The following is a 24652-nucleotide window of genomic DNA, read 5'->3' as shown; positions in this document are numbered from 1 at the left end:
GATTCACGAGTGAATCACAGCATCTATATGCCCGTCTTTGAAGCGTGCTATCCAGTAAATTCCATGAGAACGTAGGCCACCGATGGAAAAAAGACGCAGAGAGCGCATCCTTATTCTGGCGAAAACTTACCCTTCGCCGAGCAGCAAGTATTCGGAGACCTCCTGCGTCGCAGGCATCACCGACAAGGGTGTGATGAGGCGGCTGTTTCCTGTGCCATTCCGGCTGATCGAGCGCGGCCAACAGTTCAAGAAGTGGCAGTGGATTGAAACACTGATCGAGAAGGCGCCGGCCGATCACCGACGCGAGAGCCATAAGATCTATGTGGACACGATCTCATGCCACGAGACCATCGAGCCCAAGCGTAACTGGACCGATCGATTGCCGTGGATCGACAAGATTCCGTCATTCACCAATTTCGGCGAAATTGAGGCCAGCCGACTGGCTCATGGCACGACGCTGGCCTTGCTACGCCCAAAGCAGCTGGTTGAATTGCTCATTACAGATGCCGACAGCCCTGACTGGACCGACGAGGAAAAGGCCATTCTGCTCAAGGACGAGATGCAGGGCAATCTCTTCACTGAGGAAGAGGCACGCCAACACGTCAAAGAACTGAGGAAGGTACCCTACAATTTTCACTATCGGTATGTCTGCGACACACCCGATGGTGAAAAGGCATTCCAGCACAAGATCGTCGACTGGGAGGCTGGGATGTTGTTCTGGAACTGCCGTACGAGTCACGGTAAAGGATGGGAAATACCTTTCCGCGCCAAACTCGGCGAGCAGTTACCGGGAAAAGATTTGATGTTCCTGATGGGTAACCAGCACCGGTTCCCCCATCAGTGGCTGATCATCAGCGTGATCTACCCGCCTAAGCAAAAATCAGAGGAATCGCCCCAGGGTAGTTTTCAGTTCTGACGGCGCTCGCCTGCAGGTGCTGGACTCGAGCATGGGTCTTCTCTTTCACCGCATTGGCCACCATCGACCGATGGCAGAAATTGTGGTCGGCCTCGTAGCAGAGCAACGCGCAGTTGGACGTTTCCGCAAGCGCCGCCAACTCGGCAACCGCATCGTCCTGCGTCGCCAGATACTTCAAAAAACCTTCTGTATAGCGTTTCCAGTTGCCGTCCTCGCGATATCGATCACGGATCGGCTTCGGGCAGCCCAGCGCCACCATATGGACGTAGTCACGCCCGGAAAGATTGAGAGCGGCCTCGAGCGCTTTCTTGGAGAAACCCGGTTTGCGGGACAACGGCATTTCTCGGACGTCGACAACGGTTTCAATATCGTTTTCGGCGAGCAACGACATGAACGCGTCGATGTCGAGTCCTTCGTAGCCAATTGTGCAAATTTTCATGGTCGTCGCCTTTTTTGAGAGCGAAGTTTAACGGTATGCGTTGCTGATGGGAATCTTGATAAGCTCTGCGGTTTGTACTTCCTCAGCCGGTCAAGTTCCATAACAAATCGATTCCGCGCGCCTTTACACGACCAGTCCGGGCAAGGTCGGCTTACCCCCACCCACTTCGAGCATTCCTTGGCCGCTGCGCCCCCCCAGATTGAACACGAAGGACGTAAGTGCGTCATTCCGTGCTACAGGTCCGACCAAACTGGCTATGAACACGGCTCAAAGCGGTTCTCGGTAGCCGCTCCCGGGCGCCAACCGGTTCCACTCTCTGTCCATCAGCCAGCGGAGAAACTCGGCGTCACGGGATACCCCCCGCACTTGGGCGCGATGCCGCTGCATCAGTGCTTGCAACTCGGCGAATGACACGATGTGGCCGGGGTCGCGCTCGATGAGCAGCATCAGCCGGAAGCGATCGCGCGAGGCCAGCCTCACTTGATTGCCAAAGCGGATGGTCATTGCAGCGTCCGCACAGATCGGCTCGTCCGGAGCGCCTCCGCATCGATAGCCCGGTCCACCTGGGCAGCCCGCCGGGTCCGCGCCATAGCCCGCCCGAAGGCGGCCGTCGCCAAGTACGCCACCGCCGCCGGAACGAACAGCACCATGCCGATATCTCCGTAAAGGATAGCCGCGGCCAGGAACGCTGCCGGCAACACCACGAAGTCCCGAGCGCGGACCAGTGGCGGCGCATCGGTGCGCGCGTAATTGACGCCATCGATCGTGGACCAGTTGGCCAGTCCCAGTACCTGCGGCACCTTGTGCGCGGTGACGATCAGACTCACCTCGTGCCCCCGCCGCGCCGGCATGATTCGCGTGTTGATGGTGAACTTGCGCTCGGCGCCATGGGGCGGCTTGAGCCACAGTTCGTAACGGTCGGTTGGGCCGAGTGGGCGACGGCCGATGTAGAGATGGACGTTGGTAAAGCGGCGCACCTCGACCAGGCGCCCGTGGATGGCTTGCAGCGTTGGCATGACAGTTCTCCCCTGGAAAGACCTGTCCAGCGTCTCGCACCACATGCCCGTTTCAACCCGGTAATTCGAGTGGGCGGTCCGTCAACGCGCCGCACTCGATCTCCAGTGGTACTGTGCTGTGATCGGAGTGACAGCACAGTACCAGGGCCCGGAGCGAACATCGCTTCCGGACGCCTTGCCACACACCCCATTTGAACTGGGGTGACACGGCAATAGGCCTGCGCTGCCACCATGCTCATCGCTTCGGAACCAGAGGTAGAACGATGCCATGTCAAGGCCACGGTAAATCCGGGCGCTTGCGGCTCGCGGCACGCTAATCGGCAGTTTTCGGGATTGCAAGGGCGCGTTTCCAGCGCCACAATGAAACTGCATCAGCCCGGTCCAGCTAGCGGCCCGGCGTGCATCGCGCACGGAAACGCAAGCCCTTTGAGTGGTGATCTTCACCGCGGCGCCTTGAGCGCCTGTCGTTCCGGACGCTTGGCGTCCCTGGTGTTTTGTTGTTGATAGTGGCGCGGCCCATGGCTTGACCATGGCGCCAGTTCCTTCCTTCGCACCCGATGCAAGGATACGAGGATGCGCCTTGGGCATCGTCCGCCCCGAGCGGCGATGCCATAGACGGTGGCCCGACCACCGATGCCTTGAGCACCTTCCTGCCGGCGATCGCACTTCGTTGCGACCGCCTTGGCCATTTCCCTCTCTCGCGCCTGTTCCAGGCCGCGAATGACGCCAGCCCTGCGGGGCCGGCGTTCGAGTTCCTTCCCCTCGCACTCACGCCCTGACCTCGGTCAGCCGTGGGCTGCCGCACCTGGGTGCGGCGCCACGGCCCGCGTGAACGGCATTGCGCGTCCGTCGCGGAACGGACGTTGCCAGTCAAGCCGGCGATGGGGAACGAGTTCGCGGTGCCGCTCGGGCACCGTACCGGAGGTCACGCCTCCGGGGTTGCCTCGGGTTCCTTGAGAACCTGGTTCGCTACAGCGAACGCCACATTGCGCCCGACGCATGCTGGCTGGCGATCACTTTTACGCACCTCCGCGCCGCCGTCGCTCTGGCGATGACGGCAAACACTGGCTTGGCATCGGCGCCCGGAACCCGCCGATGCACGAACACCCGGGTTCCACCGAATCGACGAATGGAAAAAAGGAAAGATGCCATGGACAAGCAATGCAACGGTTGAAATGACCGCTCCACCCCACGACACGGCAAACGCCGTGGGCAGTCGCGCACCTACGAACAGCCCGCCCTGGACGACATACCCTTGAACCCCAAGCGCAGCGGCTATGTGCTGCAGTTGATCCTGCAGCGGCACAACTGGCAGCACAGCAGCAAGCCCAAGGGCGTGAGCCACAAGACGATGGCGGAGCGCACGCGCTTCTGCATCTGGCTGTTCGATTTTCTGCGCGGGCATCCGAAGCACTTCAAGCTGGACCCGCGCTCCTTCAGCGGTCGCCATGTCGAAGCCGTCACTCGCTACTGGCTGGAGGAAGCGCGTGCCGGGCGGCTGAGCCCGGCGACGATCCAGACCTACTTCAGCTTCATGAAAACCTTCGCCGGCTGGATCGGCAAGCCGAAGCTGCTGAAACCAATCCAATGCTACTTCGATGATCCGAAGCTGTATCAACGCCGCTTGGCGGCCGGCGTCGACAAGTCATGGCGCGCCCAGGGGGTCGACGTGGATGTCGTCATCAAGCGAAGTCGAGGCCTACGACGTGCATGCCGCCGCATCCTTGAGACTGATGCAGGCATTCCAGTTGCGCTTCAAGGAGAGCGTCATGTTCCGCCCGCACACCGACGTGATCAGCGCCGCGCAGGCGGGCAAGGCAGGATGGCGATGTGGCCTTCTATTTGGATACGCATCGGGGCACCAAGGGCGGGCGGGAACGCCTGTTTCCCATCAATAACGCGGTGCGGGAGGAAGCCATCGCCTACGCGCGCCGGGTGGCGCTGGGTATCAATGAGAGTGTCAGCGACCCACGCCTGACGCTGCAGCAGGCGATGCGGCGGTTGCGCTATGTGATGGAGCGCTTCGGCATCACGCGCACCGGCTTGGGTGTTGTGCCACACGGTCTGCGGCATCAGGGCGCGGCCGACGACTATCAAAGCATCACGGAGGTGCCACCACCGATCGCTGGCGGTTCAAAGGCGGACCCGGCGCTCGACTTGCAGGCCCGAAAGGAGATCGCTGCTCGCCTCGGTCACGGGCGGATATCGATTACCAGCGTCTACCTCGGCAGCATGCGCGTCACGCCCACCGAGTCACCGACACCCGTACGCGGCCCCGACCTCCATGGCGGAAACGCGACCTGACCACGCCCCGCTCGACACCTCCCTCTACTCATCATTCTTAAGGAATAAACATGGACGAGATCAAATCACGCAGCCCGTACTGGCTGAGCCCTGGCATCGACGTGCCAACGCAGGAGGAATTGCAACTATTGCCATCGCGTCGCGCCCTGCGCGGCTTCTACGTCGACCGGAATGCAGGTGAAGCGGCATTCGTACCGACTGACGATTTCATGCGCGAATGCCCGTTATGGCGCATCGATGTGCTCGACGATATTGCGGACGCCCTGCAGCGCACGCGTACGCATGCCTTGGTTTCCTTCTTCCGGGAATGTCAGGCAAGAGGACATGACGTACCCATGGCGAGGCAGATCGAAGCGTTTCGAAAGATGTGCCAGCAAGGTGATGTTGCTTTGCCGGATGAACTGGAGGCGTTGCTGGTTCTGGATCAGCAGTTCGGCCGATCAGCGGCGTGGCGCCCCAGAGAGCGGGGCAAGAGGTGAGCATCGACAAAGCCTGCCTCGCCGTGCGGTGCCACGTCTGGCGAGGCGGGGGCCGATTAGCGTTGGCTGTTGGCCTCGGCAGACATGGCCTGCACAGTGTTCACCGGTCTGTTTATCGGCCAAAGCCTCCGGTGGCGCTCGCTCCAATGAATGACCGGTATCGCGCAGCTTGCTGACGTTGATGCGGCACGGTACCTGAAGGGCTGCTTCGAAGTGGTGGCTAACAAGCCAGAGAAAACCAAGAAGGCTCAGGAGTCGGTCACCGCATCGTAAATCCTTTTCGCGACCTCTTTGTCGCCTAAATAGCCCGAGATACCGTGGGCGTTCGACGTACTGTTGCGCACGTTGGTCTTGTTGACGATGGCAGGCGTGAGGGAAAAGTTTTCTTTGTCTAACGGGTAAAGAGAGACCACGTCCCGCTCGTCCATCGCATTGAACCATGTGGCCACATTTACCGGAAAGGCGATCGGCTTAATCCTAGCGAGTTTCTCTTTGATGACGGAAACCGCCAGCGGCGACCCTAGCGTCACGAAAAGCGGCACCTTCCAGCCCTTCTGTTTAGCGTTGAGCCGCAGTACGTTGTACGCGACTACCGTGCCGAGGGAATGGGACACGACTACTGTTTCCTCTTCTGCGGGCATTGCCGACACGGTGCCCGCATTTATCACATCACGGATGATGTCGTTGGTGAGGTACTGAAAAACGTCTCGCGTCGCCAGCGCCACGCTAGCACTACTTGCGCCGGGGATATGTTTGTCAAGTACTTCAAGAAGGCCTTGCACCCAACCCCAGTTGAGCACACCTTTTTCGACGATGGCGCCAGGAGGCAGGGCGCGCCATACGGCGCCTTCTGCATCCCCTTCGAAGCGCCCGATCGACTCGAGCAACACTGCCTCAATGAAAGCTCTTTCTTCCAGCGAGAGTTCGCCACCACCCTCGGGGGCCACTCCGCGAACGACGATTTTGGCTGCCTCCTCGGGCGATTTGCCCGCCACCAGTTGGTCGAGAGTGTCACCGTAGTATGGAAAATGAATCCGATTGTCGGGCAGCGGCACAGAAAGTCCGCTCTTTTTGAGACCATCGGCCCAATAGGCAATCCACTCGGCCTTAAGAGCCTTGGAATCTTTGCTCTGCTGAGCACGGCCATGGACAAAAACGAGATCACGCATAACTCACCTCCGGTGAAATGGTTGTTGCTGGAAGAAATGGACGGCAGCCGGTGTATACCGGGACCACAGGCCGGGCTGGCGCATCCGCGAAACATTAGCCAGTTCCTCGTAGAACGCCACCTCACGAGCGGCGAGGCCAGACCAGCCGCGAGCGAGCAAGGGCATACCTGGTGAGGAGGCACGTAATTCGTCCTGCCCCTCACCGGGCCGGTGGGCCAGCACCACCACGTCGAAAAGAAGCGCGGCGCCCCTGGCCTGCATCTCGGTGACCAGTTCGCGGAGGCGCCAAACCATTCCGGCGTCATCTAGTGCGTAGGCAAGATAGAGCAACAGAATCGGGTCGGGCACTGGCGCTTCAAGCAGGCGTGCAACAAGCGCAACCAAGATGTCCCGGTCGGGCTGGAACACGCCGCGTTCAACCGCCGCTAGTACGAACTCCGCAGATAGCGGCGTTTGCGGCGGCTCGCTGGATCTGGATCGTGGAAAAGGGAGTTCTCCGACGCCTCGTAGGCGAGCCCCACCCATTCACCGTTCTCGAAGGACAGTTCGGCGATGAACTCGGGCAACAGTGGCACCATCGCACCTGAGCCGTCGTCGAAGATCAGCAGCACCAAGTCCATAGCCTGGGCCGACCTGGGATACGCACGCAGGATTTCACCTTTGACGACCCACTCCACGTGCGTACTTGGGCAGACCGCCTCAACGGCCTTGCCGCCACGCAGCTTGATGCCACAGCGGGTTTCAAAATGCAGAGGTTCGAATTCCTCGACCTGGCGATCGGCCTGTGTGACGATTTCCAACTCATCACATGGGCTGCTCGTATGGGTCCAAGACTCCTTCCCACTCAGCAACTCATTGAGCCTTGAATTGACCCAGTCCGGCGTGCTGACCTCCAGCGAAACGTCTGGCTCAGGACAGGGACGCGGAGACCCAAGAACTAACCTCCTACTGCCTTTAAACATTAGATTGCCACCGCGCGACACTGGTCTGGGCGAGGGCGGCGTCAGCCTAGCAATCCAAGCCAATCCCGGATCGGAAGAGATTCGCGCATCTGGCGTCTGGAAGGCTCGGGTGTGCAGATTGAGGGCGATAAGGCGACTACTCACTTTCTCGCGCAACACTCGCTTTAGAGGCCACGGACGGATTAGTCCTTCCGGCATTTCGCCATCGTTGGCAATTTCGATAATCGTTGGCTCGCCGCCGCTTAGGACCTCTAGCAGTGCCTCGGTGTAAAGCGCAGAGAACGTGCCGGCGTTAGCAGCGTCCTGAGCTTGGACCTCTAGTGCCGGATTGCCCAGCGTACAGGCAAAGAACTGGTCCACCGCCTTTTCGGCGGTTCCCCCCGCCACTGCGGGGAAGATCGGCGATCCAGTAATGAACTGCTGCTGCACTCCGGCCGCGGCCGTCCGGCAAGCGTCCGAAATAAATATCACATGAGGCACGCTCGAGTAGCGGGCCAGCACCGCGCTACGGGCCACGTCCACCGATTCGGTAGGACGCTCGAGTCCACGGTTCATTAGCCAAAATTCGCCGTAATTAATGTTGAGCCCGTGGCCGGCAAAATAGATCAGCAACTGTTCGACCCCGGCCATGGGGTCCAGCAGGCGCTCAATAGCATCCTGCACGGCCGCCACCGTTACCGGCCCTCCCTCATCAGTGATGAGGGCCACATGCGCGGGCGCAAAGCCCTGGGACAGCACCCAGTCATTCATCCGGTGGGTGCCACGCACAGCGTCGTTCAGTGCCGGCAGTCCCCTCACGCGGTTTACCCCGATCAGTACCGCTGCACGGTTCATCCCTTACCCTCCAACTATCTGTCCTCATTCCGCAGCCATATGGGGCAGCAAAAAATCTGAACTTGTATTCTATATTCTTGTATTACTTTTAGTTGCCGTGCATAGTAGCGACGAGGCAACTCGCGTCAGTCCATCGGCATAAGTAAGCGGGGAATAGAAAATGGCAGATAAAAAAATCCTCTTCATTGCATTTGCAATTGAGGATGAAAGACAACGTGATTTTTTAAAAGGGCAATCGCTTCACCCAAGGGCTCCATTCGAATTTATCGATATGTCTGTTAAAGAGCCGTACGATAAAGACTGGAAGGATCGCGTACGGACACGCATAAAGCGATCTCACGGGGTGATCGCCTTGGTGAGCAAAAATTCCCTGACTTCGACCGGACAGAAATGGGAGCTTGAATGCGCCAAGGAAGAGAAGAAACCAATTCGCGGCATCTGGGCATATAGCGATGATCGTACAAATATTGAAGGCGTCGCCACATACGGTTGGAGCGACAAGAATATCAGTGACTTCATAGACTCACTGTAGTTGTCATGCGCAAAGCTCTAATCGTTGGTATTGATTACTACCGGCACTTGAGTGCGCTCAGTGGGTGCGTAAACGATGCTCACTCGGTCAAGAGCATCCTTGAGCGTCACGCGGACGGCACGGTCAATTTTGCTATGCCCCGCATACTGACTGGAACCGGCCCAGCTGACGTAGTGACTAGGCATGAGCTGAAAGAAGCAGTGCGGCATCTCTTTAGCGAAGATCCTGAAATCGCTTTGATGTACTTTGCAGGCCATGGATACATTGAGGACACTGGAGGGTTCCTCTGCGCGGGCGATTGTTCAACTGGCGATGATGGCTTGCCCTTAGCTGAAGTAATGACACTGGCAAATCAGTCGGCAGCAAAAAATAAAGTCATAATTTTAGATAGCTGTCACAGCGGGATTGTAGGGAATCACCCTGGTACGACTAGCGTTGCTGAAATCAAAGATGGCATAACGATCCTGACGGCTTCCACCGAAAAACAATATGCTATGGAGGTTCCCGGTGGCGGGGCGGGGGTCTTTACAACCCTCTTCGTCGACGCACTTGGAGGAGCCGCGGCCAATCTGATTGGCGACGTGACGCCGGGAAGCGTCTATGCCCACATTGATCAGTCGCTCGGCCCTTGGGCGCAACGTCCAGTATTCAAGACGAACGTGAAGACCTTTGTTTCATTGCGAAAGGCTGCCCCGCCTATTGCGCTGGCAGATCTTCAGGCACTCGCCACTCATTTCCCCGAACCTGATTTTAAATTTCAGCTCGGCCCAGAATATGAGCCCGAGCGATCCGACGAGCAGCGGAAGGACTCGTCCATTCCGCCCCCAGAGGCTGAGAAAACAGCGATTTTTGCTGTCCTTCAGCGATATGTAAAAGTCAATCTCGTTCGTCCGGTAGGCGCCACACACATGTGGCACGCATCAATGCAAAGCAAATCCTGCGAACTCACTGTATTGGGACAACATTACCGGCAGCTCGTTGCCGACGGGCTTATCTAGGGGCTTCCATGACGTCTGACGATATCGATGAAGTGCTGAACTCGCTAATCGAAAGACTTGCGGCCATAGAGCACGAACGCTGGTCTCATTGGCAGCGGTATGTTCATGAGACAGGACGGCGACGACCCGATGGCTCTCTGTTGCTGCCTGGTGTGCTTGTGTCGCGCTGGGAGCGGCAGATGTCAATGCCCTATACAGAACTATCGACTGACGAAAAGAGCAGCGACCGTGAGCAAGTGCAGAGATACCTACCTTTAATCAAGATGGCCTTCCAAGCAGCGAATAACACCCCTAAGTCGAAGTGAAAGGGCGCGTAAGGGCCTGCGCTTGACCTGATCGAGCCGACCCCACTTGTACTAGGTAATATCGTGTCGTTGTGGCGGTCGGCTTGACGATATCGCGCAACTAGGGGAATGTGAATGGACAAGAAGAGCCAGACTGCAGACCCGCAACATGAGACCTATTGGGCGACTAAAACGCGGCAACCCGAAGCGGAAATTCGCGGTGCCAAGAGGTACCTGAGCCTGTTGCAGAAGCTTTGGGGGAAAGATGTTTTCATCTCCTATTCGCGAGCCGATGGCGCTGGCTATGCGCTCGCGCTCGCTGCGCAGCTATCAGAGCGTGGTTTTGCCTGTGTGATCGATCAATGGGGCATGACAATTCCAGGTCTGCGAACACCCGAAAAGGTGCACCGGCTTCTTCGCAACTGCAGAGCCTTAGTCATTGTAGGCACGCGAGCCTCGGGTGCGTCCCCTCACGTCACGGCGGAGATCGAGGGATTCATCAACACACTAGGAATGATCATTCCGATTGATCTGGACGGAACGATACGTGAGGCGCGCTGGTGGCCCATGATCGAAGGGCTCCCGATAACGGTGGATCCAGGCGGGTCCGGCGCGGCTAGCCCGGGAGCCAATATCGTCGAGCGTCTCACGAACGCACTGACATTTCGCCGCCGCGATCAGCGTCTGCGCCGAATCGCGTCCGCAACAGCTTTGATGTTGGTCCTGATGTTGGCAGGCATTGGGCTCCTCGGCGTCGCCAGCCATGATCTGGCTTCTGACAACGCCTCCGCGAACGCGGCGCTCGATACAAGCCGCATAGAACTTCAGGTCACTAGCGCACGCGCCGAAAGCGCGGCCCGAGACCTTAAGATGACAGTGGAAGACCTCGAAGCACAGAAGACGGCGCTCAACATCGCGACTGCGCAGACTCAGCGAGCGAGTGAAGCGGCTAGCGCAGCTCAGAGTCGCGCCAGCACCGCGACGAAGCTGGCCGAACAACAACAGCGGCTTGCCCGACGACTCTCGGCCGAGAACCTCCTCAACTCAGCTCGCGCGCGCATGGGGAGCGATCCGGCGCTTGCCGCACTCCTGGCTGGCGAGGCCAACCGCATCGAACCGGGTATCAACGCCCGAGATGTAATCGTGCAGGCGGCGGTCTCAGGTCCTGCTTGGAACAGGTTTCCCGCATTTCCTGCCGCGGTATATCACGGGCAGCTAACGTCGAGAGGTGGCGACAAGGTGCTAGGATTTGCCAGCGACCCGGGGCTCGCCAATCTTGCCCGCATAGATCCGGATCAGCCTGGCAGCGCCATTATTCTGGATGTCGACTCGGGAAGAACGATTCGGTCTTTGCCGTTGCAGTTGGGAGAGATCATTGCCGACTTAGAGCCATTGGCCCGAAAGCTACTCATTCTGCAGCGACCAACCAAAGTTGGCTTTCAGTTCCGCGCCTTCGCATTCGCAGACTTGGCTACCGAAGCGCCCATCGGTCGAATCCAATCGGGGGGAGGAGAAACGGTCGATTCCATCACCCGGCTCGCTCTCCCGCCTAAGGTGCTGGCGGAGATCCTTGGCGAAGGACCTCCCGCAAACGATAAATGAGGCCAGCACGAAAACATGCCTCAAATTTGCATTGGAAAGTGGACGTGCCACCGAGAATTTCCGGGACAGGCTAAAGCAACGATGACTTTAGTGAGGCCAACCGAGTACCAAATCGCAACAGTCGTATTAGAAATGAGACCAAGTACTGATTTCTCAAACAATTGAGTGATGCCTTTTTCACGCTTGATGCTGACGACCAGTAGCTTTGTTTGCCTTCCCCCCGATAACGACTTACTTGACTTGACATGGAGTTCGGCAATGCTTTCTAAACCGTGGTTGATTCCCGTGAACCAGCTCCTTCGTGGTGCCGAGAAGTCTTTTTCGCTTGATGACCTGCTTTCCTTGAGTCTTATGGCACGCGCTGAATCAGGGAGAGTCAGTGGCGACAAGGGTAGTATGCTCAAGAATATTTCGAAAATTGAGCCCGAAGATCTACGTCGAATACAATTGCGATATGGTGGTCATGGACTATTTCAATTGGTGCTTCTCGCGCAGACGCAGGAACCCGAAGAGTTTGATCACTTTTGGTCGGCAGCCAGAGATCAGTTGGTATTTCTTGAGATTCTGGAAGGAGAAGAATTAGGAGCACTTCTACCTGAGCCGATGCAGCCAACTTGGGACAACACCATAATTCACACGCAAATAGAGATCAGTCGATTCAACCATAACGTGATAAATGCCCGCTTATCTCGCCAACTCTATCATCCAGGCAGAAAGCTAGGTTATTTAGTCCACGGTCTGGGTGGGCCGCGAATTTTAGTTTCTCACCCGTTCCGAGGGTGTGGCAATACAGGCTACGATATCTACCGCAATGCAGTTGATGTGGTAACGAGCCTTGGCGCGCGTGGATGGTATGGACAGTTTTTGTTCCTAGACCATATTGTTGGGCTAGAGGAGCCAATTAACGGCGTGCCGGCATGGGCTGTTTGGTTCTCGCAGATCGCTGCCCACTCAGATGCTGTGCTTTTTATTAAGCAGCACATGGGGGACTTTGGTCCTTCACAGCGTTTAGAGATGGCATTTACTCCGGATCGTGTAAACCGAAAGATTGTGGAAATACCTGCAGACGAATTGACTTGGGCGATTTCGGAGCAGACTGACCTGGAGCTCATAAACATTTGTCCGGAAGGTAATTTGGTGAGTGACGATGAATTCAATTGTTTTCTCGCGGACTCGACCCATGCGCGTACGTTTCTTCCACTCTATTGCGAGGAAGGCTTTCCTCGTGATTGGTTGATCCATATCGACGAAAACGGTGCCGTCTCTGAGTACAAGGAGAGCCACACTGGATACACAACGTAACGAGATTTATCTCTCGCCAGCGGGCAGACTCAACAGTAGCAACCGAGCTTTCGGCGCGACATTTTCAATGTTCACGGTATTCAAAGCTACCTAGACGTGATCGATCCCTCGCTGGATCTCTCCGGTGAAGCGCTTGGTGATCACGTAATGGACGAGTTAGGCAATTGCACCCAACTGCTGGCTATCGTTTCGGAAGCGACGCGGTCTTCGTGGTGGGTGCCATGGGAATCGGCATAGCCACCGAAAAGGCGTATCCGCTCGCTACGTACGCAGGCGGAACCACGACCGTTCCGGAATATCTACGCAAGTGGCCTTACCTTCGCTCCCTGACAGACTTGGACCTGTATGCGGCGGCCTCCAAGACCGCAGCGGACGTCTTTCGGGATAAGCGCCATTTTCTTGCTGAAAGTTCGGCTCGCGGGTACTCCACGAAAGAGTTCTTCCGGACACTGCGCGCAAGTTTGCACTAATAGCCAGGGTAGGGAATGGCTTGATTGATTCGGCTCCAACTCCGAGGCATGCAGCTACCGAGAGCAGGTAGTATTCAATTCCTCTCCGATATCGCAACATTAACCTGCCGCTTCTTATAAGTCTTGGGACGATCAGCGTAAGAACTCATCTTATGCTGTCTATGACGTGGTGCTTTCCGCATGCGACTGAACGAACAGACCGGAATCCGCGAGTTGTGCTTTTAATTGTGGCAACGAATCGTAGTAGAGGGTGGGCAATACCCACTGATTGTCAACGGCACACTGCGCACCCAATGTCTGCAAGACTTCTCATAGACTCCTCCCTCTTGATACCGTCAGCGATACCGTCAAGTTTCCGCGGCTTGGAACGGCGGCACTGATACACCCACTCCCACGGATAATCGACCCCGACTTCGCCTAATCAAGCGGGCGGAGACATACGTCAAACCGACCTCTGCCCAGATGCTTGGAAGAGCGCAGCCCAGATCCAGCTGTCCGAAATAAGCTACATATTTCGGACACCAATTGGTAGCGGTGCAATTGTAACCTGCACGCGCTTGCACCTCATCTAACCGAGCCAAGACTTAGTCATGGCAAATCGTATCGAGAGCATCGAAGCCTCCCGGGTCTAGAGGCATTCTGTCAGCATGCGCGGCGACACAACCAACGAACTGCCCGGACTCCGGCAGAGTGACTCAAGATAGATCGATTTGCTTGCCAAAGCCGGGGCGCCACCAATCTGAAAACATTTGATCCAGTGCCTGCCGTTCGCTATCGTCCGTGCAGCAGTCTTTCGCTAGTTCGAACAGGGCTGACATGCGGGCCAATTGATCCTCGGCCTTCGCGGATTCACGGACCTGAATCGAAGCAGCGATGGTCATAATCCTCTCGCACGAGGACGCCGGCAGCCCCTCCGGAAGCAGGCTAAATCCCATCGTCAAGCCGTCGCGCAGAACAGGCGGAATGACTCGTAGTATCAGCCGATGCAACGCTCGGTCCCCGGTTACAACCGCCGGGGTTCCTACGAAGCGATAGCCCTGCTGCCGCAAGAGAGGCAGACTCAGCCATAGATTGAGGTCACCTGCGCGGTTTCGCAGATACGGAACATTGATGTGGTCCGTCTCATCTTTCTGACCAGGCTGGAAAGCAAGAAACGAATCCAAGTAGGAGAAGGCAGGCTTCAAGTCGCCAACGAGTTTGAGCGACTGGTTGCTCTTGAGTAAAGTCCCTAGCGCCACCAACATCATGGCCGAAGTAAAACGTGGAATATCCTTTTGCGTCATGGCTTCTAAACGCTCCAGGGCCTCTTCAGCGGAAAGCTTCTGCGCCAGCAGCGCCTTCATGATCGCGACGTAGGGAACGATTAAACTGAACTGCGTCCGTAATGCAGCATCGTTCTTGCGTAGCAAGCTCTCTTGCTGTTGTGCGAACCGATCACGGAACGGGGCTCCCAATTTCGCCAAGCCTTCGATCATGGCATCGATGCGATCTTTGGTCGAATTCCGGAACAGTGGATTGGAGAGCCACTGTTCCAGCAAAGCAGGCCAAGGGTTGATCACGCACTTCGCCCGAATCTCGTCGGGCAACTGCGCGAACCATTGCACATTGCTTAGCGCATTGGTGTCCAAGAAGAGTTCGTAGGGGCCTGGACCTTTTCCCCCATTCAGGAACGGCCACACGATGTTGGTTCCGCTGCTGGTGCGAATGCACCGTTCAACATAGGGCACTGCTTCATTTATGAATTGCATGAGTTACCACATCTCAAAATTGTCAGCATTGAGCAGCGAAGTCTTACCCATTCACCAAGCTCCGCAGGTTATCGCGCACGGTGGCGGCGATTTGCGCAGCCGACACCTGATGCAGCTGACTTAGTTCCTCGACCACCACAGCAACATCGGACGGCTTCGTGTGCCTATTGCCCGTTCGAGTGAACGGCCCGTCCGTCTCTGTAAGCAACCTGTCCAACGGAATTATTCGAACCATCGACCCATGCCGCTCGTTGCTCAGCATGGCTGCATTGATCGAAAAGTAACAGCCCAAGTCAAGGGCTCGCTTGGCCTCACTCCTCGTTCCCGTGAACCAGTGAAGAACAACCTTGCCCCGGTCGGGGGGAAGGAAAGCTTCAAGGTGATCCAGAACCGCTTTCACCGACCTAACGCTGTGGACCGTGATGACCTTGTCACCAGCCTCAGCGCAGCGCCGCAAGACATGCTGAAATACCCGCTTCTGCGCTTCCAATGACTTGAAAAACCGCGGGCCAGCGTCGAGACCAACTTCACCGATGTAGCGTGCCTCGGGCAAATAACGATCCCACAGATCGAGTTCTGTCTCCCGCTCGGCAACCAACTGCGGATGCAGTCCCAGTGCCGCCCGCACATGTTTCGTGCGCTGTGCCAACTCGTGGTTCCGGGGCCATGCCTGCGGCGTTGTCGTCACCGCTAGCGTGAACACGCCCGCGTTCTCGGCCTCTTCTACTGCCGTCGGGAAATCGGGATACAGATCCAGATGGCAGTGAAAGTCCACGAGACCCGCCGCGGCAATCATGCGTAATCCCCCATCAGTTCGGCCTTGTCTCGACGCCATCGACCAAGCGTGCGACTTCTTCGAGGCCACGTCGGTAGACCTCGGCAAGCTGATCCAGTCGCGCAACTTCGTCGGCAAGCGAACCAGGTTTGTGGATCAGAAGCTTGGAAAGCTGCGGATTGCCTCTCAGTCGTTCAATCGCATATTGAAATGAGCGGACCTGCTTGCCGGTCGATTCCCGGGTGTCCAGTGGTTGGGCATGGAGGTCTACGACCGTATATGTCGTCTCATCGCCTCCGGGGCCCCACGCCGCTACCAATGCCGCTCGGCGAATGAGGCACGGCAAGCAGTATCCACAGTGTTCAATTCCGAGCCCTTGCCATCGCCCCTTGGAGGGCGAGGAACAAGACAGCGAGTCCGTTGCCACCTGCTTCAGCAGCCCTGGATTCCTACAATCGGCAGCCATCTCTCCCTTCGTCCTGTTCCAGTAGGGGTTCACGACGCTGCCATCTAGGCCCAGTTCTCCCAACAGATCATTCCACCGCGCCATGTAGTACGGATGCGTGGTCCGGGTGCTGTTCGAGCCCAGTCGTAGCGGGTCCAAGGGCACGTTCAGGGCGATCAACCCATTTTCAGGCACGCGCAGTGTGAAGTGGTGCCCCAGTCCGGAGCCAGCAAAAGCACCGAGCGCGAAGAACAGGAACGACCTTCCGCGCGTGCTGTTCTCCGATCCGACACCTTCAACCAGACCATCATTAAAGGTCATCCCGACGCGTAGTCGCTCAAACGACGACTTCTCGTAGTGCTTCTTCAGGCCGGAGAACAACTTGCCCTGCGCATCGCTGGTCGCACCCTCGCCGAAGTGGCTGATCAGCAAGGGAGTTGCACCGTCTTCCAACAGGTCGATCGCGCCGATCAGACTATCCAGGCCACCCGAGAACAGGCTCAGAGAATCGAAGTGCGGTGCAAGCAAGCTCGCGGGCGCCTGCTGCGCGATCGCCGCGAATCTGGGTGGACGAGTCCTGAACTCGATCGTCCAGCGATCTCCCGTCAAGAAGTCGAGCGTACTCTTTAGCGTTGTCGCTGCAATGCCCCATCGTGCCGGATCACTTACGGGCACAACCAGGCGAATCTCTCGCGTCCATGAGTCTTGCGACTGTTCGGCGCGAGAGATTCGCGTGTCCGCAGCGTGTACATGAGCGGCAAGCACCAGCAGATCAATGCCGATCTCCGAGGGGAATATGCCGAGTTTCTTCAAGCTGGTGAGCGCGCCACCGATGCCATGATCCAAAGATGTCTCGCCGGCCACGAGTTGCAGATAAGTCCTTTGTTCATCAACGCCGACCGAAGCATCGAAGTGATCATCCGGGCCGAAGCGGCCCGCCAAGAGTTGTCGCCTCATTGATCCGCCTCCGCATCACCCAGTGACTTCAAGATCGCAAACGTGGACTCGTACACCGCGTCGACGAACGACTGGATGCGTTGGGGCATGAGATTCGGTGACTCCACCCGCGCCCGCGTCAGCGCATCGCTCACCCCGCCACGTATGAAGTCGCGTAGTTGCTGTTCGACACGGTGTGCCGCCTGCGCATCAGCCGGCATCGTGATGGCCTTGGTGCCAATGTCGTTGCAAATCCGCGCTTCAATCGCATGCGTCGCGTACAGTTCGAAGACCGTATGCATCTGATCCGGCGTGAACGTGGTCAGATCGGTCAGCCCTTCACTTGCCAGTTCTACGATGGTTTCGATGTAGGCTTCGCGGGCGATGCCTTCATCGACCGTGCCGGCGCCAGGGCAGACGTAATCAGCTAGGCCAACTAAGATCTCGTTGATCGGGCGCCCAGCCAAGGATTCCAGGTCAAGGGCACGCAAAGCCTCGCGAACGCCACGCGCCTGAGCGTCGGCCAGAAAGCCGAGGAGCCGCGCACCCGCCCCCCGAGACGCGCCCATGCGCTGGGCGGCCTGTCGCGCTCCGCCGGCGGACGTGGAGACATACCGCGAGACTGCCCGACCGAGGCTGGCCCTGTCGCTGCCGCCAGACCCCGCAAATCGAGAGAAGCTGTTGCGGGCACCTGAGAAGCGTTGAGGATCCGCAGTCGCAGGGATGGGCGGGCGGTTCGCCGGTGCTGGCGGCGCAACACCATCCGCCGGCGGAGAGCCATCTGGTCCGGCAGGGGCAGCGGGCGAAGTTCCCGCATCCTCCCCACCAAGCCACGACGGAACTAACGGTGTACCGCCTCCAGGTCCACCATACGCTGTCGAGGTTCCCATCAGCGCTCTCCTTTCAGGTTTTTGAGCGCTGCCTCGGCCGCAGTCTTGAGTCCTGGATTGTTGGTGACCTTGCTCCAATCTCCCAGCAGTTTCGACAGACGCAGGTTGCACTCGGCGTCCTTAATGACGCCCTGCCATCCACTGACAGCCCATGGGCCGCACTTGCCAGTCGGCAACGCTTCCAGGAAATCCATCAACCGGCCCTGCAAGCCCGGTTGAGCCTTCACGAGGACGACAAGGCCATCGACGCCCGCCGGCTTAGTCTCGAGGCCGCCGGTGCTCATGATTTTGGTACGCACGGCCTCGAACACCTTATCGGCTTCGGGCTGAACAAGCTGCTTCAACTCGGCTTCATAACCCTGAACGGTCATCTTGCCGCCGAACAGCTTCTCCACCACAGCAGCCAGATGGCCCAATACCGACACTGGCCCGAAATAGTCCTTCTTGTCCTTTGTCGCGAACAAGTATGGGCGCAGATCGATCCCCGACAGCTTCGGGGACAGGCGAGCCCACTCACACACCGTGTCCGACGATTTCCATTCGGCCAACACGGCGTTTTCGGAAGAACTCGCGCCTTCGGCAGCTTTCTGCCCTTTTCGCTCGCCAGCCGGAACCTCTTTCCCGTCGGTAGCTACCAAGTCCGTTTCCAGCGATTCGATGTCTTCACAAACGCCTTGCGGATGGACCGCTGCAACAAACGCGATCTGCTCGAACAGTCGCGGCATGAAGCGCTCTGCAAGCATGAGCTTTGCGAGAACAGGCAGCTTGATGTCATCGCCGAATCCGCGAGCCACGGCAGTGCGCTCACGAAGTAGCAGCGTATTGAGAAATCGCTTGATCTGGCGCGGATTGCCCTTGGTCCCGCTTGCCAGGATTGGACCGATCTGGTCGCTGAGCGCGAGCGCATTGTTCGCTTTCTCGGCCTGCGTCCCGAGTGCGGCCTTAACGGCCACGGCATCAAGGCCGCCGCTGGTCCAAGGGCGCTTCAGCTTTTCCCGGGCCACGCCGATGAGCTTCGCGTACTCGGCATCGTTCTCGCCGATTGCGGCCCCTGCTAGCAACAACGTGACGTAGATCCGCGTTTCTGTCTCGCCGAGCGCCGGGATACGGAAGGGAACCTGGATGAGCTTTTCCAGGTAGTTGCGTGCGTAGTCCCGCGGTCCCGTACTGTCGGGAAGATCGGGAAAGTGCTTGCGCACCGCATATTCGATCATGGCCTCGTCGGCCGCGACCACGAACGCGGTTCGATCGGTGAACACGAACAGCCTGATCGCCTCGAGCGTCTCGATGGCCGTATCAGGCAAGCAGCGATCCAGGTCGTCAATCAGAACGATAAGCTGCGCAATACCCGCGTCCTTCAGCAACTTGTCGAACGCCTTCCGGAAGGCTTCCACCTCCTCAGGCACATTCTTGGTCTCGCCGGGCTTGAGTACGGCCTTCACCTCGTCGATAGCCGTCGAGAGGTTTTCCTTCGAGGCGAGCTTCGCAGGGTCTGCCAACACCGATTCGAGCGACCCGATGATTGCCCCTACCTGGTCGGGCGTGGGAATCCCGGTGAAGGCAGTGACAGCCAAACCACCGGCCCTCTTGGCTACCTTCAACCAATCGATGCGGCGGAAGACATCCTTGACCGCCTCAGCGCCTTTGGTTAGCGCCGGACGCTTCGCCACCAAGCCAGTCACAATGCCTTCGATCAGCGCGATCTTCGCATCCTCGAAGCCTTGGAAGCGCCATCCGTTGAACTTGAGGCAAAGTACATCATTCTTGCCGGCGAACCCAGCCTCGATCATTTCAAGCACGCTGGACTTACCTGCACCCCAATCGCCGTGCACGCCGATCGTCACCGGCTGATCCGGTTTCGCACTCAACAAGCTGATAATCGTAGCCGCGATGGCTTCATTGTTCAGTAGATCGACCTTGGTCTCGTTATCGGTCAGGATCATTGCTCCCCCTTCTCCATCTTCAATTGCTAGCAGGAGATGACCCTGCATGATGTTTAAGTAATTGCGAATGGTAGCAGGGACCAGCCAACAATGGCCGGTACCGGCGGGGCGTCGCACAATCGCTTGGCTGTGTGGCCGCACTGCTTCTTCGGGGCTTCGATGGTCCGGTAAAATATCGACATGACCCGCTCCGAACTCGTCTCCCGTCTCGCCCAGCGTTTTCCCCAATTCGTGCAGAAAGATGCTGAGACCGCCGTCACCGAAATCCTCGGGGCCATGCATGGAGCCCTGGTTCATGGCGACCGCATCGAAATCCGCGGCTTCGGAAGTTTCGCCGTCAACTACCGCCCGTCCCGCCAAGCCCGCAATCCGAAGACCGGTGAGCCGGTAACCGTCGCAGGGAAACGGGTTCCCCACTTCAAGGCGGGGAAAGAACTGCGGGAGCGGGTATTCAAGAGCACCACGCCACCGCCTTTGCGCTTCGCCGCTTGACAAGATCACTCGGATGTCCAGGCCATCCCCTGGCATACATCGTATGGCACGGGCGGCGCCTCCCCCGGACTGGCCTGCACCGACTGCCATCTAAATAAAGCTGCTGGTCGGCCTTTTCAGTACGGTGCGCCCCATTCGCTCACGCAGCCGCTGCGAGGGAATGTCAGTTGTTTATTTTAGAGAAAACGGGGTATTGTGCCGAATACGTAACGTCAATCCCCGTTCTCCTGTGTACGGCATGCACTAGAGGGCGAAGTGACCCGATGAGGTCAATCTCTAAGGAGTATGCCAAATGATGCACCTGCCCCAGCAAGGCGGAGCGTCCGTGCAAGCCCGCGGCCGAATTCCGTCCACCGACCTCGCCTGCCTCGTGTCGCTTCTGGCCGAGGCCTTCCCTCCAAATGAGAAGCGCCCCGGCAGCGCCTTGTCGTGGCCGGTGTTGAGCTTTGATCCGAACAAGAATCGACTGGGGCTGAACACTTATGGTGTCCTTCGGCGACTCTTGGCACAAAAGGGCCTGCTCGACACCTTCCGGCAGTCGGATACGACAGGTTTCCTACGGGACATTGCCAGCCCGCCCAAGGGCTTTACTGCCAAGATGGGAGGGAAGGTTTACCAGGACAACATCGGCGGCATCTCAAAGGGCGTAAGCAAGCTAAAACAGCTCATTTCGGACCAACTCGACGAACTGGGCGTGACTGCCGACAAGGTTCTTGTCGGTGATCCTGAAGCCGCACTTAAACAACTGGCCGATGACGTCGGGCTGAAAGATTTCCTCCAAGAACTGCCGGCACAGATGGTGTTCATCGAGTTCGCCAAGACCGATCGACCGGCATCCCAGCGCGATAAGGACGTCGCCCGAGTTTTCTCGGCAGAGGAGGAGATTCAGGGCGGAGGACTGGCTGGAACGAATGTCCAGCAGCATTGCCGACACCCAGGCTCAACGCGACGATGAATTTGACGAAATTCAACGCGACAAGCTTACCGAAACGCTGCGCCAGGATTTCGATAAATCCGATAGCCAGGTCACCCCGCTTCCTGAACTTTCTTGAAGACGAAGCGCTGGCCCGCATCCGACTGGCCGTGAGCTTCGCGATCATGCAAGGCCTCGCCACCCAAGCCGCAAAATCAAATGATGCGGGCGAAAACTCCGTTTGAGGACTACGTTAAGCGCGTCTTGGCGCTTTTTGACCTCTTCGGATCTCCCGAGACCCGGCACTCCTGGAATTTTGATCTATCGCGGGATTATGGATTGGCGGCCGATTTCACGGCCTCAACGGAGCTCGTCAAGGCTCTTTTCTACAACTGCCTGCCCGTGTGGGCGGAATGGAATACCCAGCTGTTTGAGTCCCGGCGGGTAGATCCCGGGTCGCGAGGCGTATCTGTCGTCCGGGAGGTCAGCTACCGTTTTCCGTGTCAACGGCAAAGATCCTCGGAACGAATTGAAGCATGCCTTTGACTCCCGGCTTGAGCGGCTGCAGCAGGTCTTGGGAAACGACGACGGGGACGCGCGGCAAAGCCAATATCGAGTGCGCCGCAGCATCACTGAAGCGGCCTTCCTTTGGTTGGTCCTCAATCCGGATATCTCTACCGAGAATATGCAGGCTGAAGCCGAGGCATTGGCCGCCCGTCTCAAAAGCCAGGGCAGGAACGGCATGCTTGGAGTTCTCGCCGACCTGTCTTCGTGGAGCCCGCGGGGTCAAAGGGTTGAGCAGGACACTGGTGGAATTGCTGCGGACCAAGACGCGGAACATCATTGCCCATGCTCAACGGGCTGTGGAAGATCTGTACCTGGTTGTGCAACAAGGTGTCGTGGACTGGGGCCGCCATTGAACGCTCACGCGGAAAGGTCCGAGATCCCCTTGTCAAGCCGAGTGAAGGACAGGCCGAAAGCATCGAATGGTTCAACCATATCAAGGTGGCCAAGAGGCCAAGCGATGTCATTGACCCCCTCTTCTCCGTTCGCGTTCGCACAGTCCTGCATGAGCGAACCCTGACTTGCCGAGAGGAGGATGCCGCGACGATTCGGACGGTGCGCGAAATTCCCAGTGAGTTGCTGAATATCACTTGGCGCCCGATCCGCGTGGACCTGTCCGAAGAAAAAGCATCGAGCCCGGACGCGGGGGGGCGATATCGATTCCTGCTGGCTGATGGGCAGCGGTATCGATATCTGGTACGAACCTGAGCTCCTGAAACAGCGTGAGAAACGCAAAAATTCCCGAGGAAGACCGCCGCCAGTATCGGGCCGCCGCCATTTCAGCACTGACGGTGCTGGTATATACCGTCCTGCAGGTGCTGGCCGAACGGATTGCAAAAGAGCGAGAACAGCGGATCGCAACAGTGATGCTGCGGTTCCAGACGCAAGGCAAGGAAGCCGCCGGTTCTGAAGGTGATCCGTTGATCTATGCGTCGGCTCAGGCGATCGAATCCGCATTGATGCGCGAATTCCCGCTCCGGATGCAAGGCTTGGTTACCACCGGCAATCGCATCTACAAAGACCGCGGCACGGCTTTTGCGCTATCCAGCGCCTTTCCGTTGGTGCTGGGTACGGGTACCACGCCTGCCGTCGGCAAGGTAGCCGTGGTGGTCTATGCCACGCGACCCTGCGATGACCATCCAGACATCAAGGATGCCGATGGCTTCGTATTTCGGGCCAAGACTTATCTGGCGGAGGCTGTCGAAGCGCCATTCCCCGGTTACCGGCTAAGCTTCGAGCGCATGCAATCGCACGTTGTCGAGAATCGGGATGCTTTCCGAAGCCCCCCAACTGATTGTGGAAGAGGTTTCGAGGCTCAATGGCTTGGGCTACGAGCATGTGATTCTCATCTCGAACCACTACGGCAACCGTCGAATCAATCGATCCGCACAACGCCACTCGCCCCACACCCAAACCACATTCCTGGATGAGGTAGCCACCAATTTCCCCGATGTCAGCCTCTACATGCTGCGGCGGGACGTATTCCCGGCCACCCGGCTCCATAACCGGGCGAGAGCAGAGTCGGCCTTCGAGGCCGTTCGCTTGTCCGACCACAACGACTTCGCGATCATGCAAGGTGACGGCGTGGTCAAGCAGTTGGTTCCAGCCTTCACGTTTGGCACCTTGGCGGTTGTCGGCAACGATGACGCAGCGCGGCCGCAATCCGGGTTCTGCACCTACTTCCTCGATACCGACTACCAAGTGCGCAACGCCGAGTGGCGAGAGCGGGTGCGTTCGAACATCATGAGCACATCCGGAGTGCGTCAGTGCCTGCTGACCGTGCTTAGAGGACTGCATTTCCTTGAGGCCGAAAAGCAACCTGATGGCGGGCTATTCAAGCCGGTGCTCGATCCGTTCAGTTGGGTGCAGCCATCCAGCTCTGGCGCTGCTGGAGAAGTTCAGGTGGCCCCGCCCAGCCGCCGCAAGGGCGATGTCTTGCTTTCTCTGCCGGCCCTTCTTTCACACGTGACAGACGCCCCTTCACCGCGGGAGGGGTTGATGCTCGACAAGCTCCAACAATACTCGCTCTGGGGGCAGGCATTTGAGATCGCCGTAAAACGCGGGGTTCTGCTTGCTCTCCTGGCCAGTGACATCCGGAAGCCGGAAAAAATGGGGCTGGAACCCTGGATGGATATCGGCACCGCCGACGTGTACGGTGTTTTGGCGCGGGAGCTCAAGGAGGTCGATCCCAACCTGAAGGCCCGGTCGCGAGAAAACCGTCCGGCATCTCTTTCAGTTGGGGATGGGACTTGGGCAGACCGCCATGCGGGAATATCTGCGCAATCTCAAGGAGGATGCAGAGGACTACACGATCCGGGCCTTATGGTGTCCTCTGCAACTTCCTCGCGTCAGTGCCGATTTCGACCACGAAACGGAGGAGTCGCTGGCTCAATTTTGGGCGGTTTTCGGGCTCGATGGCCTTCCCGATCGGGCATTGACCGGCAAGGGGTTCCCGGCGCGCGCCGACTTTCTACTATGGCTCGAACCTCGTTACGAGAAACATGACCAGGAATTCCTGTGCCTTGAGTTCTCATTGAACGGATTTACTGAAAGCGCCGACTATGGGAAGCCGACGGCCCATCTCGATGAGCTGAGGCGGTATGCCTGGTTCGTGGATTCCCGTTGCGTATTTTCCAGGG

The 24652-nt window shown here is 58.0% G+C and carries 25 protein-coding genes; 12 read left to right on the top strand and 13 right to left on the bottom strand.

Translation table 11 applies throughout. The features are described 5' to 3' along the window. Nucleotides 1–82: 82 nt before the first annotated feature. Nucleotides 83–916, top strand: a complete 834-nt coding sequence (locus tag V5B44_RS05380; RefSeq protein WP_332358082.1) for a hypothetical protein — start codon at nucleotides 83–85, stop codon at nucleotides 914–916. On the opposite strand, the gene V5B44_RS05375 is transcribed toward V5B44_RS05380, so the two are convergent. From V5B44_RS05375 to V5B44_RS05360, 4 genes are all read right to left on the bottom strand, one after another. Further along, nucleotides 870–1307 carry a DUF488 domain-containing protein gene (locus V5B44_RS05375; protein ID WP_332358081.1) on the bottom strand — a complete coding sequence of 146 codons (438 nt, stop codon included), beginning with the start codon at nucleotides 1305–1307 and terminating at the stop codon, nucleotides 870–872. The two genes, V5B44_RS05380 and V5B44_RS05375, sit on opposite strands and share 47 nt — an antisense overlap. A 315-nt stretch (nucleotides 1308–1622) precedes the next feature. Then, nucleotides 1623–1859, bottom strand: coding sequence for a hypothetical protein (locus tag V5B44_RS05370; RefSeq protein ID WP_332358080.1), 237 nt, complete (start codon nucleotides 1857–1859; stop codon nucleotides 1623–1625). Continuing rightward, the gene (locus tag V5B44_RS05365) at nucleotides 1856–2371 is read right to left on the bottom strand and encodes a hypothetical protein (protein WP_332358079.1); all 516 of its coding nucleotides are present in this window, start codon (nucleotides 2369–2371) and stop codon (nucleotides 1856–1858) included. The genes V5B44_RS05370 and V5B44_RS05365 overlap by 4 nt, the downstream gene beginning before the upstream one ends. 925 nt (nucleotides 2372–3296) lie before the next feature. Next, nucleotides 3297–3959: a hypothetical protein gene (locus tag V5B44_RS05360; RefSeq protein WP_332358078.1), complete on the bottom strand. Its 663-nt coding sequence runs from the start codon at nucleotides 3957–3959 to the stop codon at nucleotides 3297–3299. A gap of 242 nt (nucleotides 3960–4201) precedes the next feature. On the opposite strand from V5B44_RS05360, the gene V5B44_RS05355 reads away from it, so the two are divergent. Then, on the top strand, nucleotides 4202–4675 hold the full coding sequence (locus V5B44_RS05355) for a hypothetical protein (RefSeq protein ID WP_332358077.1): 474 nt from the start codon (nucleotides 4202–4204) through the stop codon (nucleotides 4673–4675). 50 nt (nucleotides 4676–4725) lie between these two features. Further along, on the top strand, nucleotides 4726–5154 hold the full coding sequence (locus tag V5B44_RS05350) for a hypothetical protein (RefSeq protein ID WP_332358076.1): 429 nt from the start codon (nucleotides 4726–4728) through the stop codon (nucleotides 5152–5154). Nucleotides 5155–5402: 248 nt separating this feature from the next. Here the strand turns inward: V5B44_RS05350 and V5B44_RS05345 are convergent, their stop codons facing one another. The 3 genes from V5B44_RS05345 to V5B44_RS05335 are packed head-to-tail and all read right to left on the bottom strand — an operon-like array spanning nucleotide 5403 to nucleotide 8119. Beyond that, complete coding sequence (locus V5B44_RS05345; protein WP_332358075.1) at nucleotides 5403–6323, bottom strand: hypothetical protein; 921 nt, start codon at nucleotides 6321–6323, stop codon at nucleotides 5403–5405. Nucleotides 6324–6326: 3 nt separating this feature from the next. Continuing rightward, on the bottom strand, nucleotides 6327–6731 hold the full coding sequence (locus tag V5B44_RS05340; RefSeq protein WP_332358074.1) for a hypothetical protein: 405 nt from the start codon (nucleotides 6729–6731) through the stop codon (nucleotides 6327–6329). A 17-nt stretch (nucleotides 6732–6748) separates the two neighbouring features. Beyond that, a complete protein-coding gene (locus V5B44_RS05335; protein ID WP_332358073.1) occupies nucleotides 6749–8119 on the bottom strand; it encodes a caspase family protein in 1371 nt (456 codons plus the stop codon). A 160-nt stretch (nucleotides 8120–8279) separates the two neighbouring features. Between V5B44_RS05335 and V5B44_RS05330 the strand changes: the two genes are divergently transcribed. The 4 genes from V5B44_RS05330 (at nucleotide 8280) to V5B44_RS05315 (ending at nucleotide 12837) form a co-directional block, all read left to right on the top strand. Continuing rightward, nucleotides 8280–8651 (top strand): TIR domain-containing protein, encoded by a 372-nt coding sequence (locus tag V5B44_RS05330; RefSeq protein ID WP_332358072.1) that lies wholly within the window; start codon nucleotides 8280–8282, stop codon nucleotides 8649–8651. Between the two features lie 5 nt (nucleotides 8652–8656). Then, on the top strand, nucleotides 8657–9649 hold the full coding sequence (locus tag V5B44_RS05325; RefSeq protein WP_332358071.1) for a caspase family protein: 993 nt from the start codon (nucleotides 8657–8659) through the stop codon (nucleotides 9647–9649). A 419-nt stretch (nucleotides 9650–10068) separates the two neighbouring features. Continuing rightward, a complete protein-coding gene (locus V5B44_RS05320) occupies nucleotides 10069–11535 on the top strand; it encodes a toll/interleukin-1 receptor domain-containing protein (RefSeq protein WP_332358070.1) in 1467 nt (488 codons plus the stop codon). Nucleotides 11536–11793: 258 nt separating this feature from the next. Next, nucleotides 11794–12837, top strand: a complete 1044-nt coding sequence (locus V5B44_RS05315) for a hypothetical protein (RefSeq protein ID WP_332358069.1) — start codon at nucleotides 11794–11796, stop codon at nucleotides 12835–12837. A 1165-nt stretch (nucleotides 12838–14002) separates the two neighbouring features. On the opposite strand, the gene V5B44_RS05310 is transcribed toward V5B44_RS05315, so the two are convergent. The 5 genes from V5B44_RS05310 to qatA all read right to left on the bottom strand — a co-directional run bounded on the left by V5B44_RS05310 (nucleotide 14003) and on the right by qatA (nucleotide 20044). After that, entirely contained in the window at nucleotides 14003–14935 is a 933-nt protein-coding gene (locus V5B44_RS05310) for a hypothetical protein (RefSeq protein WP_332358068.1), read from the bottom strand. A gap of 163 nt (nucleotides 14936–15098) precedes the next feature. Next, on the bottom strand, nucleotides 15099–15851 hold the full coding sequence (gene qatD, locus V5B44_RS05305) for a Qat anti-phage system TatD family nuclease QatD (RefSeq protein WP_332358067.1): 753 nt from the start codon (nucleotides 15849–15851) through the stop codon (nucleotides 15099–15101). 13 nt (nucleotides 15852–15864) lie between these two features. Then, nucleotides 15865–17232, bottom strand: coding sequence for a Qat anti-phage system QueC-like protein QatC (gene qatC, locus V5B44_RS05300; protein ID WP_332358066.1), 1368 nt, complete (start codon nucleotides 17230–17232; stop codon nucleotides 15865–15867). Continuing rightward, the gene (gene qatB, locus V5B44_RS05295; RefSeq protein WP_332358065.1) at nucleotides 17229–18101 is read right to left on the bottom strand and encodes a Qat anti-phage system associated protein QatB; all 873 of its coding nucleotides are present in this window, start codon (nucleotides 18099–18101) and stop codon (nucleotides 17229–17231) included. The genes qatC and qatB overlap by 4 nt, the downstream gene beginning before the upstream one ends. Continuing rightward, the gene (gene qatA / locus V5B44_RS05290) at nucleotides 18101–20044 is read right to left on the bottom strand and encodes a Qat anti-phage system ATPase QatA (protein ID WP_332358064.1); all 1944 of its coding nucleotides are present in this window, start codon (nucleotides 20042–20044) and stop codon (nucleotides 18101–18103) included. Before qatA ends, qatB begins: the two co-directional genes overlap by 1 nt. 180 nt (nucleotides 20045–20224) lie before the next feature. Between qatA and V5B44_RS05285 the strand changes: the two genes are divergently transcribed. The 3 genes from V5B44_RS05285 (at nucleotide 20225) to V5B44_RS05275 (ending at nucleotide 21694) form a co-directional block, all read left to right on the top strand. Next, nucleotides 20225–20536 (top strand): integration host factor subunit beta, encoded by a 312-nt coding sequence (locus V5B44_RS05285; protein ID WP_332358063.1) that lies wholly within the window; start codon nucleotides 20225–20227, stop codon nucleotides 20534–20536. 292 nt (nucleotides 20537–20828) lie between these two features. Continuing rightward, complete coding sequence (locus V5B44_RS05280; RefSeq protein ID WP_332358062.1) at nucleotides 20829–21491, top strand: hypothetical protein; 663 nt, start codon at nucleotides 20829–20831, stop codon at nucleotides 21489–21491. After that, nucleotides 21488–21694 (top strand): hypothetical protein, encoded by a 207-nt coding sequence (locus V5B44_RS05275; protein ID WP_332358061.1) that lies wholly within the window; start codon nucleotides 21488–21490, stop codon nucleotides 21692–21694. The genes V5B44_RS05280 and V5B44_RS05275 overlap by 4 nt, the downstream gene beginning before the upstream one ends. Before the next feature lie 239 nt (nucleotides 21695–21933). Here the strand turns inward: V5B44_RS05275 and V5B44_RS05270 are convergent, their stop codons facing one another. Continuing rightward, on the bottom strand, nucleotides 21934–22293 hold the full coding sequence (locus tag V5B44_RS05270) for a hypothetical protein (protein ID WP_332358060.1): 360 nt from the start codon (nucleotides 22291–22293) through the stop codon (nucleotides 21934–21936). Between the two features lie 5 nt (nucleotides 22294–22298). Between V5B44_RS05270 and V5B44_RS05265 the strand changes: the two genes are divergently transcribed. Together V5B44_RS05265 and V5B44_RS05260 are read left to right on the top strand one after the other, a co-directional pair. Continuing rightward, complete coding sequence (locus tag V5B44_RS05265) at nucleotides 22299–22721, top strand: hypothetical protein (protein WP_332358059.1); 423 nt, start codon at nucleotides 22299–22301, stop codon at nucleotides 22719–22721. Nucleotides 22722–23282: 561 nt separating this feature from the next. Continuing rightward, a complete protein-coding gene (locus V5B44_RS05260; protein ID WP_332358058.1) occupies nucleotides 23283–24518 on the top strand; it encodes a hypothetical protein in 1236 nt (411 codons plus the stop codon). Nucleotides 24519–24652 lie beyond the last annotated feature (134 nt).

It is taken from the genome of Candidatus Accumulibacter necessarius (genome assembly GCF_036625085.1).
Note: the sequence above shows the minus strand (reverse complement) of the source record. Positions and strands in the feature narration are given on the sequence as shown.